Source organism: Kineosporia babensis (assembly GCF_021129305.1).
In the GTDB taxonomy this organism is placed as follows: Bacteria; Actinomycetota; Actinomycetes; order Actinomycetales; family Kineosporiaceae; genus Kineosporia; species Kineosporia babensis.
In genome coordinates, this window is sequence record NZ_JAJOMB010000018.1 from 60,008 (window position 1) to 79,513 (window position 19,506).

The following is a 19,506-nucleotide window of genomic DNA, read 5'->3' on the forward strand; positions in this document are numbered from 1 at the left end:
CATTGGCTGCCACCAAACGACGGAGGCAGCGATGGGCGAGGTACGCAGCACCGCCGGGCGCCCACCGACGATCTACGACGTGGCCCGGCTGGCGGGCGTCTCGCACCAGACCGTCAGCCGGTACCTGCGCGGCGAGGAAGGCATCCGCCCGGCCAACCGGCAGCGCGTGCTGCGGGCGCTGGACGAGCTGAGCTACACCCCCAACCTGAGCGCTCGGTCGCTGGCCTCCCGCACGTCCCGCCGGATCACCGTCCTCACCCAGGAGATCGGGCTGGTCGGCCCGGGCCGGGTGCTGCAGGGGGCCAACGCCGAAGCCCGCCGGGCCGGCTACCTGCTCGACATCGTCACCCTGGACGTCACCGACCGCGCCGCCATCGACGACGCGCTGCGCCAGAGCGCCGGCCCGGACGTGGCCGGCATCCTGGCCCTGGCCTCCACCGACGAACTCGTCCAGGCCCTGGCCCAGGCCGAGTTCCGGGTGACCACGCTGGTGAACGCCGAACGCGACGACACCCTCGCCGGCCCCGAGCAGGACAACGCCCGCGGCATGGACCTGGTGGTGGAACACCTGGCCGCGCTCGGGCACCAGCGCTTCTTCCTGATCGGCGGCCCGCGCAGCTGGGTGGCCGCCCGCAACCGGGAACTGGCCTACGACATCGCACTTCGGGAGCGCTCGCTGCACTCCGTGGCCAAGGCGCACGGTGACTGGTCGGCCGCCAGCGGGTACGCGGCCGCTCACGCTCTGCCGCTGCACGAGGGCATCACGGCCGTGGTGGCGGCGAACGACCAGATGGCGATGGGTGCGGTGCTGGCGCTGAGCGAGGCCGGGCTGCGGGTGCCGGCCGATGTGTCGGTGACCGGGATGGACGACATGGCCGAGGCCGCCTACCTGTGCCCGCCGCTGACCACCGTGCACCTGGACTTCGAGGAACAGGGCCGGGACGCGTTCCGCCGGCTGCTCGCGCAGATCGAGGGACGGGCGCCGGCGCCGGCGGCGATGACCGCCACCCTGATGCCCCGGGCCTCCAGCGGCCCGGCCAAGGGCTGAATCCGCGCCGTCCGCAAGCCAAGTCACAAAGGTAACAAAAACATAACGGAAAAGTGAGCGCTCACAAAACTGAGGTAGCGTGCTTCGCGACGCCAGTCGATGAAGCCAGGAGTTCGGGTCATGACAGTTCTGTACGGTGCCGCCTACTACGCCGAGTACCACCGCCCGGAGCAGGCCGGGCAGCTGGATCGGGACCTGGACCTGATGCAGCAGGCCGGCTTCACCGTGATCCGGGTCGGCGAGTCGGTCTGGTCCACCTGGGAACCGCGCGACGGCGAATTCGACCTGGACTGGCTGCTTCCCGTGCTGGACGGCGCCCACCAGCGCGGCATCAAGGTCATCCTCGGCACCCCCACTTACGCCGTACCGCCGTGGCTGCAGCAGGCCTACCCCGAGATCGCCGCCGACAAGCCGGACGGCCGCCCGGTTGCTTGGGGTGGCCGCCAGGAGGTCGACTACTCCCACCCGGCCTTCCGCTTCCACGCCGAGCGGGTGATCCGGGCCGTCATCGCCCGCTACGCCGAGCACCCGGCGGTGATCGGCTACCAGGTCGACAACGAGCCCGGCCTGCTCCTTTTTCACAACCACGGCGCCTTCACCCGCTTCGTGCGCCGGCTGAAGCAGCAGTACGGCGACGTCGAGACCCTCAACCGCGAATGGGGCCTGACCTACTGGTCGCACCGGATCGCCGACTGGTCCGAGCTGTGGCGCCCCGAAGGCAACACCCTGCCCCAGTACGACCTGGCCTGGCGCCGTTACCAGGCCGACCTGACCACCGAATTCATCGCCTGGCAGGCCGATCTGGTGCGCTCCTACGCCCGGCCCGGCCAGTTCGTGACCACCTGCATCAGCTACCCCCGCCCCGCCGCCGACGACCACGCCCTGGCCAACACCCTCGACGTGACCGCCGGCAACCCGTACTACGCCATGCAGGACCACCTCGACGCCACCCAGGACCTGCCCACCCTCTCCGGCTGGACCACCAGCGGCATCGCCGGGCTCTTCCGCCAGGCCGACCGGCTCTACTCCTCCCGCCAGGAACGGTTCCTGGTCACCGAGACCAACGCCCAGAGCATCGACGGCAGCTGGAACAACCGCCCGCCGTGGCCCGGCCAGCTCCGCCAGGCCGCCTTCGCGCTGATCAGCCGCGGCGCCTCGATGATCGAGTACTGGCACTGGCACACCCTGCCCTACGGCACCGAAACCTACTGGGGCGGTGTCATCCCGCACTCGCTCCAGCCCGGCCGGATCTACCGCGAGGTCGCCGAGATCGGCAACCAGCTCAAAGACCTGGACCTGGACGGCTTCGAGCCCGACACCGACGTCGCCCTGCTCTGGTCCAACCCCTCCAACTGGGCCCTGCAGTTCTTCCCGCCGCTTGCCACCTCGGACGGAAAGCCCGACCCCGCTTCTTACGAGCGCATTTTCGACGCCTACCACCGCGGCGTGATCGACGCCGGCGCCCAGGCCCGGATCCTCCACCTGACCCAGGCCACCGAACTGGGCGCCCAGGCGCTGGCCGAGAAGCACCCCGTCCTGATCGCCCCAGCGCTCTACGTGGCCGACGACGCCGAACTGGAACTCCTGCGCGACTATGCCGCTGCCGGCGGACATCTGGTGCTCGGCATCCGCACCGGATACGGCGACGAGGAAGCCCGCGCCCGGATCGCGGTCGCGCCGGCCATCCTTGGTGAACCTGCGGGCGTCCACTATGACGAGTACTCCAACCTGAGCGCACCGATCGAGGTGAGCGGAGACCTCACCGGTGCCGCCACCGGCTGGATCGACGGCCTGATCGTGGACGACGCCGAAACCGTGGCCAGGTATACGCACCCACGCTTCGGGGAGTTCCCCGCAGTCACCACCACCAGCCACGGCGCCGGCCGGATCACCACCGTCGGCACCGTTCCCGACAACCAGTTGGCGACCGCGATCGTCCACTGGCTGGTACCGGACAAGACCGCCGACGAACTGCTGCCCGAGCGCTCGCTGCCGGTCACCGTCTCGTCCGGAACGCTCAAGGACGGTCGCCGCGCCTGGTTCCTGTTCAACTGGAGCTGGGACGAGATCAGCGTCAAACGTGCCACCGGAGAAAGCATCACCCTCCCGTCCTGGGGGACCCACCTGCTCCTCGAATGATCCGAGAAAGGTGAAACGCGATGCGCAAGCGTGCAACGAAGCCCGCTGCCGGAACGGTTCTCACGGTCGTGACCGTGCTGAGCGCCGTGAGCCTGGCCGCCTGCTCCTCCTCCAGCGACGAGCAGGAGGGCCCGGCCCAGGCGCCGGTGAACCAGGCGCAGATCGACGAGGCGCTGAACACACCCACCACGCTGACGTTCTGGACCTGGGTCCCGAACATCGAGGACGAGGTGGCGCTGTTCGAGGCCAAGTATCCGAGCATCGATGTCAAGGTGGAGAACGTCGGGCAGGGCCTGGCCCAGTACCAGAAGCTGCGCACCGCGCTGAAGTCCGGCGAGGGCGCCCCCGATCTGGTCCAGGTCGAGTTCCAGTACATCCCCTCGTTCACCATCACCAAGTCGCTGCTCGACCTGACCCCGTACGGCGCCGGCGATCTCAAGGCCAACTACCCGGAATGGATCTGGAACCAGGTCGCGCCCAGCGGGGGAGTGTACGGGCTGCCGCAGGACTCCGGGCCGATGGGCAACCTGTATCGCGCCGACATCCTGAAGGAAGCCGGCATCACCGAGGCACCGCAGACCTGGGAGCAGTACGCCGCGGACGCCCGGACGGTACGGGACAAGACCGACTCCTACATCAGTAATCTCGCCTCGAACGAACCCGCCGCGATGGTCGGGCTGCTCTGGCAGGCGGGTGCCCAGCCGTTCGGGTTCGACGGCGAGAAGACCGTCACGATCGACGTGAACAGCGATGCCGCCAAGCAGGTCTATGCCTACTGGCAGGATCTGATCGCGCAGGACCTGGTCTCCACCGATCCGGACTTCACCGACTCCTGGTACCAGGGCTTCTCCCGGGACAAGTACGCCGGCTGGCTGACCGCCGCCTGGGCCCCGGTCTTCCTGCAGGGAACGGTGAAAGACACCGCGGGCAAGTGGAAGGCCGCGCCGCTGCCACAGTGGTCGTCCGGAGAGCCGGTCGCCGGAAACTGGGGCGGTTCCAGCGATGCCGTGCTCGCGACGTCCAAAAATCCGATCGCCGCCTACGAACTGGCCGAGTTCCTGAACACCGATCCCGAGTCCACCCGGATGCTGAACGAGCAGCAGAACCTCTTCCCGGTGCAGACCGCGCAGCTGGAAGACTCCGCGTTCACCGAGGCCAAGTCCGACTTCTTCGGCGGCCAGCCGGTCAACGAACTGTTCTCGCAGATCGCGCCCACGGTCAACACCGACTTCCAGTGGCTGCCGTTCATGGATTACGCGTACAGCCGGTTCAACGAGACGATCGGCGATGCGATGACCAACAAGGGTGACCTGGGCGCGGCCGCCGACCTCTGGCAGAGCGATCTGGAGAAGTACGCCCAGCAGCAGGGTTTCGAGGTGAACTGATGACCTTGACCGCAGCCCGCCCGGTCCGCGCCAAGGTCGTTCACAAAGTCTCGCCCGCAGTGCGCAGCCAGCATCGGGCGGCGTACATCCTGGTGCTGCCCTTCCTGATCTTCTTCACGGCCATGCTGCTGGCCCCGCTGGCCTATTCGGCGTACCTCAGCCTGTTCCGGACCCAGCTGATCGGCGGCCGGCAGTTCGCCGGGCTGGAGAACTACCGCCGGGCCTTCACCGATCCTTCCTTCCTGGACGGCCTGCGACGCGTGGCCCTGTTCCTGGTCGTACAGGTGCCGATCATGCTCGGCCTGGCCCTGTTCCTCGCCCTGGCTCTGGACAGCGGCCTGGCCCGGGGCGCGAAAACGCTGCGGCTGCTGTACTTCGTGCCCTACGCCGTGCCCGGGGTGGTGGCCACGCTGATGTGGGGCTACCTCTACGGCCCGGACTACGGACCGATCGCCCAGGTCGCCGAGCGCCTCGGCCTCGGGGCGCCGGATCTCCTGGCCCCGGGCAGCATCCTGGGCTCAATGATGAACATCGTGACGTGGGAGTACGTCGGCTACAACATGATCATCATGTACGCCGCGCTGCGCGCAGTCCCGGCCGAACTGAGCGAGGCGGCGGCGATCGACGGCGCCGGGGCGGTCCGCATCGCCTGGAGCATCAAGGTCCCGGCGATCCGCCCGGCCATCCTGCTCACCGTGATCTTCTCGATCATCGGCACCTTCCAGCTGTTCAACGAGCCCAGCCTGCTGCGCTCGGCCGCCCCCAATGCGATCGGTGAGGACTACACCCCGAACTTCTACGCCTACTCGATCGCCTTCACCCAGCAGGACGTCAATTACGCTGCCGCACTGGCCTTCCTGCTCGGCACCGTGATCGCCGTGATCTCCTACCTGGTGCAGTCCGCGCAGAACCGGAGGCTGGCATGACCCGGCGCCGCAGCACCCTGCTGACCGTGCTGCTGTGGCTGGTGGCGCTGTACTTCGTGCTGCCGCTGGCCTGGCTGGCCCTGTCCAGCACCAAGGACAACTCAGACCTGTTCACCTCGTTCGGTTTCTGGTTCGGCGACCGGTTCTCCCTGGCCGACAACCTGCGGGCGGTGTTCGAGTTCCGCGACGGCCAGTACCTGCGCTGGACCCTGAACACCGCGATCTACGCCTTCGCCGGCGCCACCGGGGCCTCGCTGCTGGCCACCATGGCCGGCTACGCCTTCGCCAAGTACCGCTTCCCGGGCGACAAGCTCTACTTCAGCGTCATTCTCGGCGCGATCATGATTCCGCTGACTGCCCTGGCGCTGCCCACGTACCTGATCTTCAACGCCGCCAACCTGACCAACACCATGTGGGCGATCATCGTGCCCTCGCTGGTCAGCCCGTTCGGCGTGTACCTGATGCGGGTCTACGCGGCCGACTCGGTGCCCGACGCGCTGATCGAGGCGGCCCGGATCGACGGCGCGGGGGAGTTGCGGATCTTCGCCCAGATCGGGCTGCGGCTGCTCGGGCCCGGCATCGTGACGGTGTTCCTGTTCACCCTGGTCGCCACCTGGAACAACTACTTCCTGCCGCTGATCATGTTGAACAGTTCGGATCTGTACCCGCTGACCGTGGGCCTGGCCCAGCAGCAGGCCGCCAGCGCCGCCGGTGGCGGCTCCGAGGCACTGTTCTCCACGGTGATCACCGGCTCGTTCGTCTCGGTGGTGCCGCTGGTGATCGCCTTCGTCTTCCTGCAGCGCTACTGGCAGTCCGGTCTGGGGGCCGGGTCAGTGAAGGGCTGAGGAGGCGTTGTCGGTGACGCCCAGGCGCCGGTGCTCGCTGTGGTAGATGGCCTGGTCGAGCAGTTGGGCCACGTGGTTGTCGTACAGGCTGTAGACAATGCTGCGCCCGGCCCGGGTGCCCACCACCAGATCGAGGTTGCGCAGCAGCCGTAGCTGATGTGACACCGCCGACTGCTCCATGCCCACCGCCTCGGCCAGATCGCTCACCGCCCGCGGCCCCTGCCGCAGCTCGGTGAGGATCAGCAACCGGCTCGGGGTGGCCAGCGCCTGCAACGTGGTCGCCACGAAGGCAGCGGTCTCCGCATCCAGCCGCTGAGCAGGCCGATCGCGTCCCTGCACTCCATGTCCCACAAGCAGGCACTTTACCTGGTGGTCCGGATGACCAGGGCCGAAGGTCCCGTAGGGCCGTCGGCTCATATGAACATATCTTCAGATGTTCTGATAACTTCTCAACCTCCGCCGCCGACCGGAGGTTCGCCCGATGGCGCCCACTGCGCTTGCCGCCCGCCCCGCCCCCGTCCAGACCCGTCCGCACCGCACGCCCTGGCTCGAGTTGCCGGAGATGCGCTGGGCCGGGGCCGCGCTCGGGCTGTTCGTACTCGGGCTGGTGGCTCAGTTCAGCGGCGCGCCCGAATGGCTCAGCTGGACGCTGTACCTGGCCTGCTACGCGGCCGGTGGCTGGGAACCGGCGCTGGCCGGGCTGCAGGCGCTGCGCGAGAAGACCCTCGACGTCGATCTGCTGATGGTGGTCGCGGCGATCGGCGCCGCCGCGATCGGCCAGGTGCTGGACGGCGCCCTGCTCATCGTCATCTTCGCCACCTCCGGCGCCCTGGAGGCCCTGGCCACCGCCCGCACCGAGGACTCTGTGCGTGGCTTGCTGCACCTTGCCCCCGAGACGGCTGTCAGGGTGCGCACGGGCGTGGAGGAGGAGGTGCCGATCGCCGAACTGGCCGTGGACGACGAGATCCTGGTGCGCCCGGGCGAACGGATCGGCGCCGACGGTGTGGTGGTCGCGGGCGCCAGTGACGTAGACCAGGCAACGGTGACGGGGGAGTCGCTGCCGGTCGAAAAGGTCGTGAACGACGAGGTCTTCGCCGGGACGCTGAACGGCACCGGCGTGCTGCGGGTACGGGTCGCCCGGCGGGCCGAGGACTCGGTCGTCGCCCGGATCGCCAACCTGGTCGAGGAGGCCAGCAAGACCAAGGCCACCACCCAGCTGTTCGTCGAGAAGGTGGAGCAGCGCTACTCGATCGGCATGGTGGTGGCCACCCTGGCCCTGTTCGGCATCCCGCTGCTGTTCGGCGAGACGTTCCAGGACGCGCTGCTGCGGGCCATGACGTTCATGATCGTGGCCTCGCCCTGCGCCATCGTGCTCTCCAGCATGCCGCCGCTGCTGGCCGCGATCGCCAACGCCGGCCGCCACGGCGTGCTGATCAAGTCGGCCGTGGTGATGGAACGCCTCGGCACCACCTCCCGCGTCGCCTTCGACAAGACCGGCACCCTCACTCAGGGCACTCCGGTTCTGGCGGAAGTACGCCTGCTGGGCGAGATTTCCGAGGACGAGGTGCTGCGGCGGGCCGCCGCAGTCGAGCGCTTCAGCGAACATCCGCTGGCCAGAGCTGTGGTGCGGGCGGCCCAGGAGCGCGGGCTCGAGGTTTCGGCCGCGGTCGATTTCGCGGCCCACCCGGGCGTTGGGGTCGCCGGAATGGTGGACGGGTCGCAGGTCACCGTCCGCTCACCCCGGTCCGAGTCCATCCCCGCGCTGGAAGCCGGAAGGACCGCGGTGCTGGTGGAAATCGACCACGAATTGAGCGCCGTACTCAGCTTCACCGACCGGCTACGCCCCAACGCCGCCCAAGCCGTGGCCGCCGTCACCGCGCTCACCGAGCAACCGCCCGTGCTGCTCACCGGCGACAACGCAGCCGCCGCCGAGCACGTCGCCAGCCAGGCCGGTCTCCAGGTCAGCAAGGCCGAACTGCTGCCCGAAGAAAAGCTCGGCCAGGTCCGGCAGATGCAGCACGACGGCGAGCGCGTGCTGTTCGTGGGTGACGGCATCAACGACGCCCCGGCCCTGGCCGCTGCGCATTCCGGTGTAGCGATGGGTGCCGGCTCAGACCTGACTCTGCAGACCGCCGACGCCGTCGTGGTCCGTGACGACCTCACGGCTGTTCCGGCGGTGATCGCCCTGTCGCGCCGGGCCCGTCGGGTGGTGATCGCCAATCTCTGCATCGCGGCCGGTTTCATCACCGTGCTCGTGCTGTGGGATCTGTTCGGCCACCTGCCGTTGCCGCTCGGGGTGGCCGGGCACGAGGGCTCGACCATCATCGTCGGGCTGAACGGGCTGCGGCTGCTCCGTGAGAAAGCCTGGCGGTAGCTCTGGGCTACGGCGCTGGTCCGGGAGAGAATGCCGATCTGCCGGAATGCTTGGGAGCTGCTGCCGTATGACGGAGTCATCGAAGGTCATCGGGATCGTGCTGTTCGACGGGGTGGAGGAACTCGACGCCGTCGGCCCCTGGGAAGTGCTGGCCTACTGGACGCTGAACCACCCGGAAGACGAGTACCGGGTGATCACTCTCTCGCCCAGCGGCGAGGTGGTGACCTGCGCCAAGGGCATGCGCATCACCCCCGACCACTCGTTCGCGAACGCACCCGCGCTGGAAGTCCTGCTTCATCCCGGAGGCCGGGGCACCCGTCCTCTGAGCCGTAATCAGGAACATCTGGCCTGGGTGCGTGATCAGGCCGCCAGCACCAGCCTGATCACCAGCGTCTGCACCGGCTCGCTGGTCTACGCCGCGGCCGGCCTGCTGAGGAACCGTCCGGCCACCACGCACTGGGGTGCCCTCGACGAACTCGCTGCCCTGGACAGCACCATCAAGATCGACGAGACCTCCCGCTTCGTCGACGACATCGACGTGATCACCAGCGCCGGTGTCTCGGCGGGCATCGACATGGCCCTGCACCTGGTCTCGCGCCTGAGCTTCCCCGACCGGGCCGTCGAAGTGCGCCGCGGGATTCAGTACGACCCCGAACCGCCTGTCTAGAGCCTAGTGTCAGGGGGGCGTTGTCGAACTCGAAGGCGTGGTCGTGGCTGCCGGAGCAGATGAAGGAGAATCAGGCCGACAAGTCTCTTTCAACCGAACGGTGCGGTCTGGTCATGGTGCAGGAACGACGACTGATCCCGGTTCTGGCTCTCACCTGTGCGGTGCTCCTTGGCGCCTGCTCCGGGACGTCGTCACCGGCTGGCCAGGCGCCTGAGGACCCGATGCCAGCAGCTTCGGCGCCTTCGAAGGCCGGGCAGATCCAGATCGATCGGAAGGTGGATTTCACCGTCCAGGTCTCGGATGCTTCCGATGCTCGGCTCACGACCGAAGCCACCACTCTTCGTCCCAAGACCAATGCGGACGACCGGGTCCTGATCCTTCACGGCATCACGAGCGAGAAGAGTTTTCTCGCCACGGAGGACAGTGCCGATCCGCTGGACGGCGCTGGTTCCACTCTGAACTCGTTCACCCGGATCGGCCGGTGGACGGAATCCGAGGGCTTCGAAGCGTCGGCCCGAACCGGTCGCGAGAGTAAAGGGGTTCTGGCCGGGTCCGAACGTCAGGTCACGGCGCTGACCCAGGTGGACGATCGCTTGGTCTGGATCGAGTCACCCAGCACCGACATCCTGTTCATGGAATGGAGCTTGTGGACTGCGGGAGTCGATGGTTCTGCTGCCCGGGAACTGGCACACAGCCAGGTTCTGAAGGGAGCTGCGCGACCGCTGCCCGTGACCGGGGGCACCTATCCCGTGGTTATCGGTGAATATGTGTACTGGGCGGCCACAGTTGCCACGACGACGACACCGGACCCGCAGGCCGAGAAGGACTGGGAATTCAATGTTCTCCGGACCCGGCTGTCCGGTAAGGGCAAGGTCGAGACCGTGGCGAAGAACGCGGTGATGCCGGCCCGGGCCGGTGGTGACCTGATCTACGCGGCTCAGGAGGAACGCGCCTCGGACACCTACGAAATTCACCGGAAGGCGGTGTCCGGCGACGGTAGGGACGAGATTCTGGTCCGCGGCAGCCGGGTCGGAACCTCGGACATCGTCGAAGTCGCCAGTTCGGAAGCCTATCTGGCCTGGGCGGTCCGATCCCCTGAGATCGGTGACGAGGGGTGGAACAGCAAGGAGTCACAACCCGGTCAGATCTTCGTCATGGATCTGGACACGACGGAGGTGACTACCGTGATCACTGCCGACGATGTTGGGGGCAGCGGGAAGCTTTCCCTTACCCGAACCGGCGTTCTGTGGGGCAACGGCTCAGGCAACGGTGATCCGACCGAGTACTACCTGAACATGGCGACGAAGAGACTCTTCTGGTTTGCCAAGAACCGCGGGAACAGCTCTGTAGAAGGTGATCCCGCTCATGACTTCGTCATGTGGACCAAGGGTTCCGACCCGAAGACCCACCGCAGCCTCTGGCACCTGGCTCAGCTGAACACTTCAAGCTGATCGACTGATACCTCTTTCGGCCGCGGCTCTAGAGAGCAGCTTTGATCAGCTGGTCCACCGGGTAGAGCTGGTCGTGGGCCAGGTCGACCTCGACGGCGCGGTCCAGGCCGGGCTGGGCCATGAATCGCGGCGTGGTGCCGTGGTGGGGCTGCGCTGCGTGGACCAGGAACGGGTGGCAGACGAAGACGTCGCCCGGGGAGCCGGTGGCGTAGGCGATCGGGCGGTGGGCGCTTGCCTGGTCCACCTCGGCGGCGAAGGTGAAGATGGATTCGCCCGCCTCGCCGTACGGCTGAAGCACTTTGGGAATGTCGTGGTGTGAGCCCACCCGGATCCAGGTCGGTGAGTTCTCCGGCGTGACCTCGCTGAACAGGAACAGCATGAGTAGGGCGCGGGACTTGGATCGATAGTTGGTGAGGTACTGCGAGCCGTCCGGTGAGGGGTAGCTGGACTCGATGTGCCAGCCGGCGTCGTTCGGTTCGCTCTGGTGCGGAAAGCGCAGCGGGAAGGAGCCGATTGCGCTGCGGCGGACCCAGCGTCCAGGTCCGACCAGGGCGTCGAAGGCGTCGACGAGGGCGGGAGCGTTGGCAGCCGCTTCGAACGCCGGCCCGCCCATCCCATCGACCCAGTGGACAGGCTCGGTCCAGCCGGCCGGGTCCTCCGGCGACAGACCGATCCGTTTCCACAACAGGCCGGCGCACTCCGCGGCAACCTCTGCGGGAACGGCCCCTTCGAACTTCAGGTAGCCGTCCCGGCTGAATTGTTCGATGAGTGCGTCGTCCACGACCAGGAGGGTCCCGCGAACCCTGGCGGCCGTCCACTGATTTAAAGGTCGGGGCCGCCCGCCCCTTCCCGGTGGCGATCAGGTCGGGGCGGGAGGCTAGGCACCCATCGTCACTCGGGCTGGTTGCGCATCACAGTCAGGTTGCCCAGGTTCGTGGCCACCTGTCGCACGAGCACGAATCCGGCCATTTCGGCCTCTGCGGTAAGAGCTTCCGCGGTGTGGCCGGCGCTGATCCCGCGCTGTCCCTGCTGCACGGTGTCGGTCGGGCCGGACAGTTGCTCCTGCAGCACCAGCAGCCCGTCGGTGGTCAGGGCGCGGCGCAGCATGGCGAGGGTGGCGGTGCGGCTGGCGTCGGGGAAGAAGCACTGAGCCCAGTAGGCGGCCCGGAAAGTCCCTTGATCGGGCAGAGTCTGGGCGTCTGCGCACCGCAGTTGCACCCGTTCGCTCAGGCCCAGCTGGTCGCGGCGGCGTTCGGCCTCGGCGATGACCTCGGGCACGATGTCCACCCCGACGAGTTGCAGCTGGGGGTAGAGCTGCGCGGTGGTGAGCAGGGCGCCACCGACTCCCGTACCCAGGTCGAGCATGGGCCCACCGGACTCCAGTACGGCCGAGACCTCGGGCATGGCGTCGTACACCGAGCGGTAGAGCATCTGCGTCACGGGATCTGCTTCCACCCCCGCGTCGCGCGCGACGATCAGAGCCGCGTCTCCGGTCAGCTCCAGCTCTTCCTGGTCGAGTTTCTCCAGCGCGGCCAGATCCAGGCTGACGGCGTCGAGAACGGTCTCCAGGGAGACGCCCGATGCTCCGGTCAGGAGGGCGGCGAACGGGGGTGCGAGTTGGTAGCCGCCGGGTACCTCGGTCACTACGCCAGCTTGCTTGAGGACGTCGAGTACCCCGCTCACACGGTTACCGGACCACTGCGCGGTGGTGAACTCGGTGGCGGGGGTGGGCTCGCGCAGCTGCTCCAGCCAGCCCATCCGGTGCACGGCCTCAAGAATGGCGAGGGTCTGGGCGCCCTTCGTCCATTCCCGTACCGTCGCGCGGGCGGTCAGTGCGTCCATGACAGTCATCAGGTGGTCTCCGTTCCGTGGTCAGTACCTGCGAACGGAGCAAGATGCGGCCCGGCCGGAGAATCTGCGCCGCCTATCGTGTGATCTGGGTCTCATGCGGGTGATGGGTACCGTAGGCGATGCCCATCCGGGCCACCCGCCCTTGCTCCAGGGTGAACAGCGCCGCCATGGTCGGTGGGCAGTGCTCCGGATCCGAGGCCGGGTTGATGAAGTCCGCCTCCCACAACAGCAGATCCTTGCTGGCCATCGTGTGATGCAGCCGGACTCCGACGTCTGCACTGAACGTCCACTCCAGCATGTCCAGCAGCAGCGTGCGCCGCCCGTGCATGATGCCCATGACGTCGATCAGGGCATCCGGGTGGTACCAGTCCTGCACCACCCGGTCGAAGGTGCCCGCCACCATCGAGTCCACGATCTGGGCTGACTCCCGGTGCCAGGCCCGCGCCTCGTCCTCGACCGCACTGTGCGCGGCTTCGGCCGTGCGCTGCAGTTCACGGGCCAGCGCCCGCCGCCCGTCCCGGAGCCGGCTGCCCACCGTCTCGGTCGAGACGGCGCACAACTGCGCGATCTGCCGGTACGAGGACACCCCGCTGAAGTAGCGCAGCATCATCACCTCGCGGATCGGCGCCGAAAGCCCCTTCAGCGCATGGCGAATCCACTCGGCCGTCGCGGTCTGCGCCAGCTTCTCCTCGGCGACGGACGCCGATGGCGGCAGGAAGAACCCCGGATCGGCGATCGGCACGGCTCGGCGGGAACGCAGGTGGGCCCGGCAGTTGTTGCGCACGATCGATTTCAACCAGGGGACGAAGGCGCTCGGCTCGCGGAGCTCGGGCAACCTTTGCAGGGCGGTGATCAGGGCGTCCTGCACCACGTCGTCCGCTTCGTCGGTGTATCCGAGCAGAGCGATCGCAGTGGCCCGCAGCGCGGCCTGGTGCCGTTCGGTCAGCCCGGCGAACGCCGCCATGTCACCGGCCTGCGCCAGCCGCACCAGATCATCGTCCGTCACACCGGCATGATCGCCGGTCGTTGCCGTAAGCGCATCAGGGCTCGGCCGTCCTGGCTTGCTCGGCGGGGGCACTGGCTGGGGTCTTGGCTGGGGAGAGCACCCGGGCCAGGAGGATGACGAAGAGCCCGGCCAGCGGCACGACCAGCAGGCCCATGCGCAGGCTGCTGGCGTCGGCGACGGCCCCGACGATCGGCGGCGAGAGCAGGAAGCCCAGCCGCATCAGCCAGGAGACCAAGGTCAGGCCGGTACCGGGTTTGAGGCCGGGCAGCTCATCGGCCTCGTGCATCGCGGCCGGGACCAGCGTGGCCGTGCCCATCCCGGCCGCGGCGAAGCCGAGAATCGTGGTGGGGATGGTCGGCACCGCCAGAGCCAGGCCCATTCCGGCCGCCACCAGCAGGCCGCCGGCCCGGGCCATGTTGGCCTGGCCGTACCGGTCCACCAGGCGGTCTCCGAACGAGCGGCCGATGAACTGGGCTCCCACCAGGGCGATGTACCCGGCGGCGGCGAGCGAGGCGGGCGAGTTCAGTTCGTCCGAGAGGTAGACCGCGGCCCAGGAGTTGCCCGCGTCTTCGACCAGCGTGCCAGCGGTGGCGATCATGACCAGCGCAGTCACCAGGAGGATCGTCCGTGAGCTGAGTTTGGTGGGACGGGTGGCGTGGGGGCCTTCGTGGGTGGCCGGTTCGACGTCTGGGCCGGGCAGGCAGAAGCGCAGGGCGACCAGCGCGACCACGGCGAACAGGGCCGCTGAGAGGCCCAGGTGCACGCCGATCGGTAGGCCGATGGCCAGCGCCCCGGCTGCCATCGAGCCTCCGGTCACCGCGCCGATCGACCAGGTGGCGTGGAAGGAGTTGATGATCGAGCGGCCGTACTGACGCTGAACCCGCAGCCCGTGGGCGTTCTGAGCGACGTCGGTGATGGCGTCGAAGCTGCCTGCGGCGAACAGGGCCAGGGCGAAGAGCAGGGGGACGGGGGACAGGCCGGCCAGGAGGACGCCGAGGCCGGTGAGCAGGGTGCCGAAGACGGCTGCGCGGGCGGAGCCGAGCCGGCGGATGGCCACCCCGGCTGCGGTACCGGCGATCAGGGCGCCGGTGGGGAAGGCCGCCACGGTGAGCCCGTAGACCGCGTTGCTCATCTCCAGATCGGTCTTGATCTGGGGATAGCGGGGAATCACGTTGGCGAACAAAGCGCCGTTGGTGAAGAACAACGCGGCGACCGCAGCCCGGGCCCGGCGGGTGGCCAGGTCCGGGCGGGTGGCGGACAGGGTGGTCATGCGTACGACCGTACACAAACTTGTGACGTATGGGTACGGCCGTACACACGTCAGATCAGCGCACGACGATCTCGGTCAGGGTCGGCGCGTACGTCTCGGTGGCCTTGATCGAGGTCAGCGCCACGCGCAGGCGGGTGGTGGTGACCTCGTCGAAGCTCACGGTCCGATCCTGGCCGATCCCGTCCGACCCTTGGGCGAACGTCACCCAGGCGGCGCCGTCCCAGCGTTGCAGTTCGAAGGTCTGCACGCGCGGGTTGGTGCCGGAGTCGGTGTATTCGTCGAGCACCACCCCGGAGAAGGCCGTTTCTTCGCCGAAGTCGACGTCGAGGGTGACCGGGTAGGTGGCGTCGTCGGCCGCGGCCCAGCGGGTGCTGATCTCGCCGTCGGTCAGGTTCTCGGCGCCGAGCGTTCCGTTGGCTCCGGGGTGGGTGGAGCTGGCCGTCACCGGTTGGCCGAGGGCCAGGTTGGTCCCGCCCGGTTCCTCGTCCTCAATCGGGTCGTCGTCCACCGGATCGGCAACCTTCTTACCGATCTTGCTCTCCGCCATCCCGATGTCCGGTGCCTTGCCGTAGTACAGGTGCGTCCCCAGGAAGTCCTTGTCGCCCAGGCTCGGGTTGTAGCGTCCGGCATCGATCAGCGGCGAGGTGTTCTTGAGCGCGAAATGCTTGGCCGCCGTGCGGATCTTGTCCACCCCAGCGCCCTTGACGTACTTGGCCGGATCGCCCCGGAACTGTGGATCGACTCGCAAGCCACGAGCGTCCGCAGGTTCTTGAAGTGAGTGGGTGCCCCCGGCCTCGTAGTAGGCGTTGTTGGAGAACACGGCCTGCCGCAGCGCGCCGTCCTTGCGGTACCAGGTGGTGGGTTTCGTCTTCGAGGTGTTGTAGAAGATGTTGTTCAGGAAGTAGACCTTGCTCAGGAACCGCTCGTCGTGCACCTGGTCCAGCTGGGCGCCGTCGTAGACGAAGGTGTTGTTGACGAAGTACGTGGGGGAGTAGTTCGTCGACAGCATGTTCTTCACCAGCACGCCGTTGTCGTTGACGCTCAGGTTGTACCGGGCGACCGAGTTCGAGCTGTTGCCCATGTAGGCCATCCAGCCGGCCGCGTTGTCGTGCGAATAGTTGTACTGGTACGTGACATTGAAGTTGGTGTACTCCAGATCCCACGGGGTGCCGTCGTACTCGTTCGCGGGCCCGCCGTACACCTCGTTGAACTGCATCACCGAGTCCGCCCCGGCCCACAGGTACAGGCCGCAGGAGACCGCGTCGTAGCGTTCCAGGAAGCCGTTGACCTCGTTGTACTCCACCGTCATGTTCTTGGTGTTGGCCAGCTGGATCGCGCCCTGGCCGATGCTCTCGGAGTAGTTGTGCCCGATGTACACGTTGCGGCTGTACAGGTCCCGGGTGCGTACCCAGAGCTGCTCCCAGCCCTCGTGGAACTTGCCGGCCTCGTCGTACTGCCCCGAGGCCGTGCCCTCGGCGCCGAACCAGTTGAAGGCGAACTGGACGGCGTGCAGCTCGACGTTCTCGAAGGTGTTGTCCTCGATCCGGACGTCCTCGAAATAGTGGCCGCCGGTCGGGTACTCCTTGTAGTTCTTGCTACCGAAGACCTGGAAATTGACCGCACCGTAATGAATTTTCTGCCAGGTGCTGGGACCGTCGGTGTTGTGCACGTACACGTCGTTGATCCGGAAGTGGTTCATGATCGTGTCCGCGCCGGCGGCCAGCTTGTCCGCGTTGATCGAGACCGCGATGCCGTCCCGCACGTACGTTCCGGAGGTGATGTCGGTGGCGAAGTCGTCGTCGTTGGACAACTCGACGTTGTTGATCTCCCAGTACTCCTGGTTACGCAGCACGATCGCCCCGGTCAGGCCCACCGTCTCCGGGTTCTTGGTGCCGTCGGCCCGGAACGGGCTCGGCACCTTGCCGTTGGTGGCGATGTACGGCAGGCGCTGGGACTTCCCGTAGGACGAGATCGTGATCGGCTTACCCGGCTTGCCAGAGCCCTTCGGCCACAGCTGCTCGTCGTTCCACTGCTCACCGGCCTTCAGCAGAATCCGGTCGCCGGGCCGGAACGTGGTGGCGTTCGCCTTGGCCAGCGTGCGCCAGGCCTTCTTCGGGCTGGTTCCCGCGGCCGAGTCCTTGCCGCCCGAAGCGTCCAGGTAGTAATCGATTCCGCCGTAGGGATTCTTGTTCTGCGTGGCCGCCGAGGCGGGCGCGGCCAGAAGAGGTACGGCGATCAGCGCGGCCAGGAGAGCGATCAGGCCCGGTATCCGGAGTCTCAACCCTGCACATCCTCTGCATCGATGGCGTCCACCGCCGAGGCATCGACGGTGAAGTCACTGGCCCCCATCCGCTGTTCGAGCAGGGCGTCGAGCTTCTCCGCGCTCAGCACCTGCCGGATCCGCGACGCGTAGGCCTCGAAAGCCGTCTCCTCGTCAACGGTTTTGCCGTCGAGCTGATAATACGTGATCTCCTGGGCGCCGATGACCGGCTCTGAGATTTCCCCCTCGGACAGCGTGCTCAGGATCGAGGAAAGCTCCTGGTCGTGCGGGTTCACCCCGGTAGTGTCACCATTGCTGTATTCCGCCTTTGTAAGCCGCTTTTCGTTCGTGGTGATGTCATCCAGGTCGGTAACCTTCTCAGGCCGGGCCGAAGCCGGCAGCACCAGTGCGGTATAGGCGTAAGTGGTGGCGTTCTCGCTCCAGGCAGCGCGATCGGCGTCGAACCGCTCGCGAACCTCCGCGTCGTTCACCAGCATCGTCCGCTGGAGCTGGGTGGTGAGTTCGCTCATCCGCTTCGAGTAGTACTCCTGCGGGCTGAAGTCCTTCACCCCGTAGACGGTCTGCGCTGACCCCCGGGTCGTGTTCTCGTCCTCGACCTCTTCGAGAAAGGCCTCATAGGTGGTCTCCTCGACCAGGCCATGCTCCCGAGCCAGAGCCAATGTCGCCTGACCGGAACGAATCTCGTCCAGGGCCAGGTCGGCCAGTCGGGCCACGTCACCGTTCCAGCTGGTGGTGCGATCCAGACGCTGCATCTGGAACAGCAACTCGTCCCGGCTGATCGCCTGCCCGTCCAGGGTGGCCACCTGGCTGTTGCTGCCGCGCAAGGCCAGAACGGCACCGACAGCGGCAACCACGCAGACCAGCAGCACGGCCGCGAGCCGTTTCACTGCAGGGCCCCGGTCCGAACTATAGACGTTGTGGCCCAGACCGGTTCGTCGCGCGCCTTGGTCACGGTGAGCCTCACTCGGTCGACCCGTACTGCCGGAAAAGTCAGGATCCGCTGGTACCCGACGGAATTGGCCTCGGCCAGGTGAATCCAGCGTCCATCGGTGCGCCCTTCGACGATGACGTGCTCCACCCGCTGGCCCTGGGAAATATCCTCACCGAGAACCACCGCCTCGATCTCGGTCTCCTCAGCCAGGTCCAGACCGCTGCAACGGGAACGGAAATCGTCGATCCGCCGGCCCAGACCGTCCAGGGTGGCCACGTCGATCGGATGGATCAAACCGTCGCGGGCCGGGGGAACGTTCAGCAGGAAGGCCGCATTACCGCCGACCGAATGCTGGTAGATTCCGAACAGCTCCTCCACCGGCCGCACTGAACCGTTCTCGGCCGGATGATGAAACCAGCCCGGCCGGATCGACGTGTTCACCTCGGCCGGGTACCACACCAGATCACCCCCGGCGCCGGCCAGCGCCTCCCGGCTGCCCAGATCGTCCTCGTCGCTGCGCACCACCTTGGCGAACTCACCGTCGTCCACCTGCTGCGAATACTCGGCCGTGCGCTCCGCCGACTGCAGCGCCCGGCCGACCACACTCCACTCATCGGCCCGGGTGTGCCCAGCCTCGTTCCCGCACCAGCGCACATCCGGCCCACACACGCTGATCACCGCGCTGGGCTGCAACTCTCGGACCACCGCGTAATACCGGTCCCAGTCATAGACCTGCCGCTTACCGTTGGGACCTTCACCGTTCGCACCATCCAGCCAGACGCAGAAGATCTCGCCGTAATTGGTCAGCAGCTCGGTCAGCTGGGCCACGTAGAAGTCGTCATAGGCCTCGCCTGAGCCGTAACTGGCCTCGGTGCGGTCCCAGGGGGAGAGGTAGACCCCGAACTTCAGGCCGTGCCTGGCGGCGGCGTCGGACACCTCCCGCACCACATCGCCATGCCCATCCCGCCAGGGAGAGAACGCGACCGAGTGCTTGGTCTGCCGGCTGGGCCACAGACAGAAACCGTCATGATGCTTGGCAGTCAGGATGACCGCCCGCATCCCAGCACTTTTCAGCGCTCGCACCCACTGGTCGGCATCCAAAGCAGCCGGGTCGAACAGCGCCGGATCCTCATGGCCCAGGCCCCACTCGCGGTCGGTCATCGTATTGATGCCGAAGTGGATGAACCCGTAGAACTCCAACTGCTGCCAGGCCAGTTGCCGGGGGCTGGGCCGGATCGCGGCCAGGTCGGCGCCGTTCAGTGCCACGCTAACTCCCAAGGAGACTGGTCCTTCAGGGAACGTTGTTACGATGGCATCCATAACACCAACGCC

At 67.3% G+C, this 19,506-nt stretch carries 16 protein-coding genes; 8 read left to right on the forward strand and 8 right to left on the reverse strand.

Annotated features, from left to right (window positions below; all coding sequences use genetic code 11):
* Positions 1-31 precede the first annotated feature (31 nt).
* From LR394_RS28000 to LR394_RS28020, 5 genes are all read left to right on the forward strand, one after another.
* Positions 32-1,048 carry a LacI family DNA-binding transcriptional regulator gene (locus tag LR394_RS28000; RefSeq protein WP_231447555.1) on the forward strand — a complete coding sequence of 339 codons (1,017 nt, stop codon included), beginning with the start codon at positions 32-34 and terminating at the stop codon, positions 1,046-1,048.
* 120 nt (positions 1,049-1,168) lie between these two features.
* Positions 1,169-3,187, forward strand: a complete 2,019-nt coding sequence (locus LR394_RS28005) for a beta-galactosidase (RefSeq protein ID WP_231447556.1) — start codon at positions 1,169-1,171, stop codon at positions 3,185-3,187.
* Positions 3,188-3,207: 20 nt separating this feature from the next.
* On the forward strand, positions 3,208-4,572 hold the full coding sequence (locus tag LR394_RS28010; RefSeq protein WP_231447557.1) for an ABC transporter substrate-binding protein: 1,365 nt from the start codon (positions 3,208-3,210) through the stop codon (positions 4,570-4,572).
* Positions 4,572-5,498, forward strand: coding sequence for a carbohydrate ABC transporter permease (locus LR394_RS28015; protein WP_231447558.1), 927 nt, complete (start codon positions 4,572-4,574; stop codon positions 5,496-5,498). The genes LR394_RS28010 and LR394_RS28015 overlap by 1 nt, the downstream gene beginning before the upstream one ends.
* Positions 5,495-6,343, forward strand: a complete 849-nt coding sequence (locus tag LR394_RS28020; RefSeq protein ID WP_231447559.1) for a carbohydrate ABC transporter permease — start codon at positions 5,495-5,497, stop codon at positions 6,341-6,343. The genes LR394_RS28015 and LR394_RS28020 overlap by 4 nt, the downstream gene beginning before the upstream one ends.
* On the opposite strand, the gene LR394_RS28025 is transcribed toward LR394_RS28020, so the two are convergent.
* The gene (locus tag LR394_RS28025; RefSeq protein WP_231447560.1) at positions 6,329-6,694 is read right to left on the reverse strand and encodes an ArsR/SmtB family transcription factor; all 366 of its coding nucleotides are present in this window, start codon (positions 6,692-6,694) and stop codon (positions 6,329-6,331) included. The genes LR394_RS28020 and LR394_RS28025 overlap by 15 nt on opposite strands.
* A gap of 130 nt (positions 6,695-6,824) precedes the next feature.
* Here LR394_RS28025 and LR394_RS28030 point away from each other — a divergent pair, with 130 nt between their 5' ends.
* From LR394_RS28030 to LR394_RS28040, 3 genes are all read left to right on the forward strand, one after another.
* Positions 6,825-8,717, forward strand: coding sequence for a heavy metal translocating P-type ATPase (locus LR394_RS28030; protein WP_269329915.1), 1,893 nt, complete (start codon positions 6,825-6,827; stop codon positions 8,715-8,717).
* A gap of 67 nt (positions 8,718-8,784) precedes the next feature.
* Complete coding sequence (locus tag LR394_RS28035; protein ID WP_231447561.1) at positions 8,785-9,384, forward strand: DJ-1/PfpI family protein; 600 nt, start codon at positions 8,785-8,787, stop codon at positions 9,382-9,384.
* A gap of 221 nt (positions 9,385-9,605) precedes the next feature.
* Positions 9,606-10,835, forward strand: coding sequence for a hypothetical protein (locus LR394_RS28040; RefSeq protein ID WP_231447562.1), 1,230 nt, complete (start codon positions 9,606-9,608; stop codon positions 10,833-10,835).
* Between the two features lie 28 nt (positions 10,836-10,863).
* Here LR394_RS28040 and LR394_RS28045 read toward each other — a convergent pair whose 3' ends face one another.
* From LR394_RS28045 to LR394_RS28075, 7 genes are all read right to left on the reverse strand, one after another.
* Positions 10,864-11,616, reverse strand: coding sequence for a phytanoyl-CoA dioxygenase family protein (locus tag LR394_RS28045; RefSeq protein ID WP_231447563.1), 753 nt, complete (start codon positions 11,614-11,616; stop codon positions 10,864-10,866).
* A 110-nt stretch (positions 11,617-11,726) separates the two neighbouring features.
* A complete protein-coding gene (locus LR394_RS28050; protein WP_231447564.1) occupies positions 11,727-12,686 on the reverse strand; it encodes an SAM-dependent methyltransferase in 960 nt (319 codons plus the stop codon).
* 73 nt (positions 12,687-12,759) lie between these two features.
* Positions 12,760-13,692: an RNA polymerase sigma factor gene (locus LR394_RS28055; RefSeq protein ID WP_231447565.1), complete on the reverse strand. Its 933-nt coding sequence runs from the start codon at positions 13,690-13,692 to the stop codon at positions 12,760-12,762.
* A 34-nt stretch (positions 13,693-13,726) separates the two neighbouring features.
* Positions 13,727-14,962: an MFS transporter gene (locus LR394_RS28060; RefSeq protein ID WP_231447566.1), complete on the reverse strand. Its 1,236-nt coding sequence runs from the start codon at positions 14,960-14,962 to the stop codon at positions 13,727-13,729.
* Positions 14,963-15,017: 55 nt separating this feature from the next.
* Positions 15,018-17,243 carry a discoidin domain-containing protein gene (locus LR394_RS28065; protein WP_231447567.1) on the reverse strand — a complete coding sequence of 742 codons (2,226 nt, stop codon included), beginning with the start codon at positions 17,241-17,243 and terminating at the stop codon, positions 15,018-15,020.
* Positions 17,240-18,130, reverse strand: coding sequence for a hypothetical protein (locus tag LR394_RS28070; protein WP_231447568.1), 891 nt, complete (start codon positions 18,128-18,130; stop codon positions 17,240-17,242). The genes LR394_RS28065 and LR394_RS28070 overlap by 4 nt, the downstream gene beginning before the upstream one ends.
* Entirely contained in the window at positions 18,127-19,494 is a 1,368-nt protein-coding gene (locus tag LR394_RS28075; RefSeq protein WP_407937141.1) for an alpha-L-fucosidase, read from the reverse strand. Before LR394_RS28075 ends, LR394_RS28070 begins: the two co-directional genes overlap by 4 nt.
* Between the last annotated feature and the right edge of the window lie 12 nt (positions 19,495-19,506).

Coding starts and splice junctions, on each gene's coding strand:
- LR394_RS28000 (WP_231447555.1), top strand. CDS start 32: ATGGGCGAGGTACGCAGCACCGCCGGGCGCCCACCGACGATCTACGAC.
- LR394_RS28005 (WP_231447556.1), top strand. CDS start 1,169: ATGACAGTTCTGTACGGTGCCGCCTACTACGCCGAGTACCACCGCCCG.
- LR394_RS28010 (WP_231447557.1), top strand. CDS start 3,208: ATGCGCAAGCGTGCAACGAAGCCCGCTGCCGGAACGGTTCTCACGGTC.
- LR394_RS28015 (WP_231447558.1), top strand. CDS start 4,572: ATGACCTTGACCGCAGCCCGCCCGGTCCGCGCCAAGGTCGTTCACAAA.
- LR394_RS28020 (WP_231447559.1), top strand. CDS start 5,495: ATGACCCGGCGCCGCAGCACCCTGCTGACCGTGCTGCTGTGGCTGGTG.
- LR394_RS28030 (WP_269329915.1), top strand. CDS start 6,825: ATGGCGCCCACTGCGCTTGCCGCCCGCCCCGCCCCCGTCCAGACCCGT.
- LR394_RS28035 (WP_231447561.1), top strand. CDS start 8,785: ATGACGGAGTCATCGAAGGTCATCGGGATCGTGCTGTTCGACGGGGTG.
- LR394_RS28040 (WP_231447562.1), top strand. CDS start 9,606: ATGCCAGCAGCTTCGGCGCCTTCGAAGGCCGGGCAGATCCAGATCGAT.
- LR394_RS28050 (WP_231447564.1), bottom strand. CDS start 12,686: ATGACTGTCATGGACGCACTGACCGCCCGCGCGACGGTACGGGAATGG.
- LR394_RS28060 (WP_231447566.1), bottom strand. CDS start 14,962: ATGACCACCCTGTCCGCCACCCGCCCGGACCTGGCCACCCGCCGGGCC.
- LR394_RS28075 (WP_407937141.1), bottom strand. CDS start 19,494: ATGGATGCCATCGTAACAACGTTCCCTGAAGGACCAGTCTCCTTGGGA.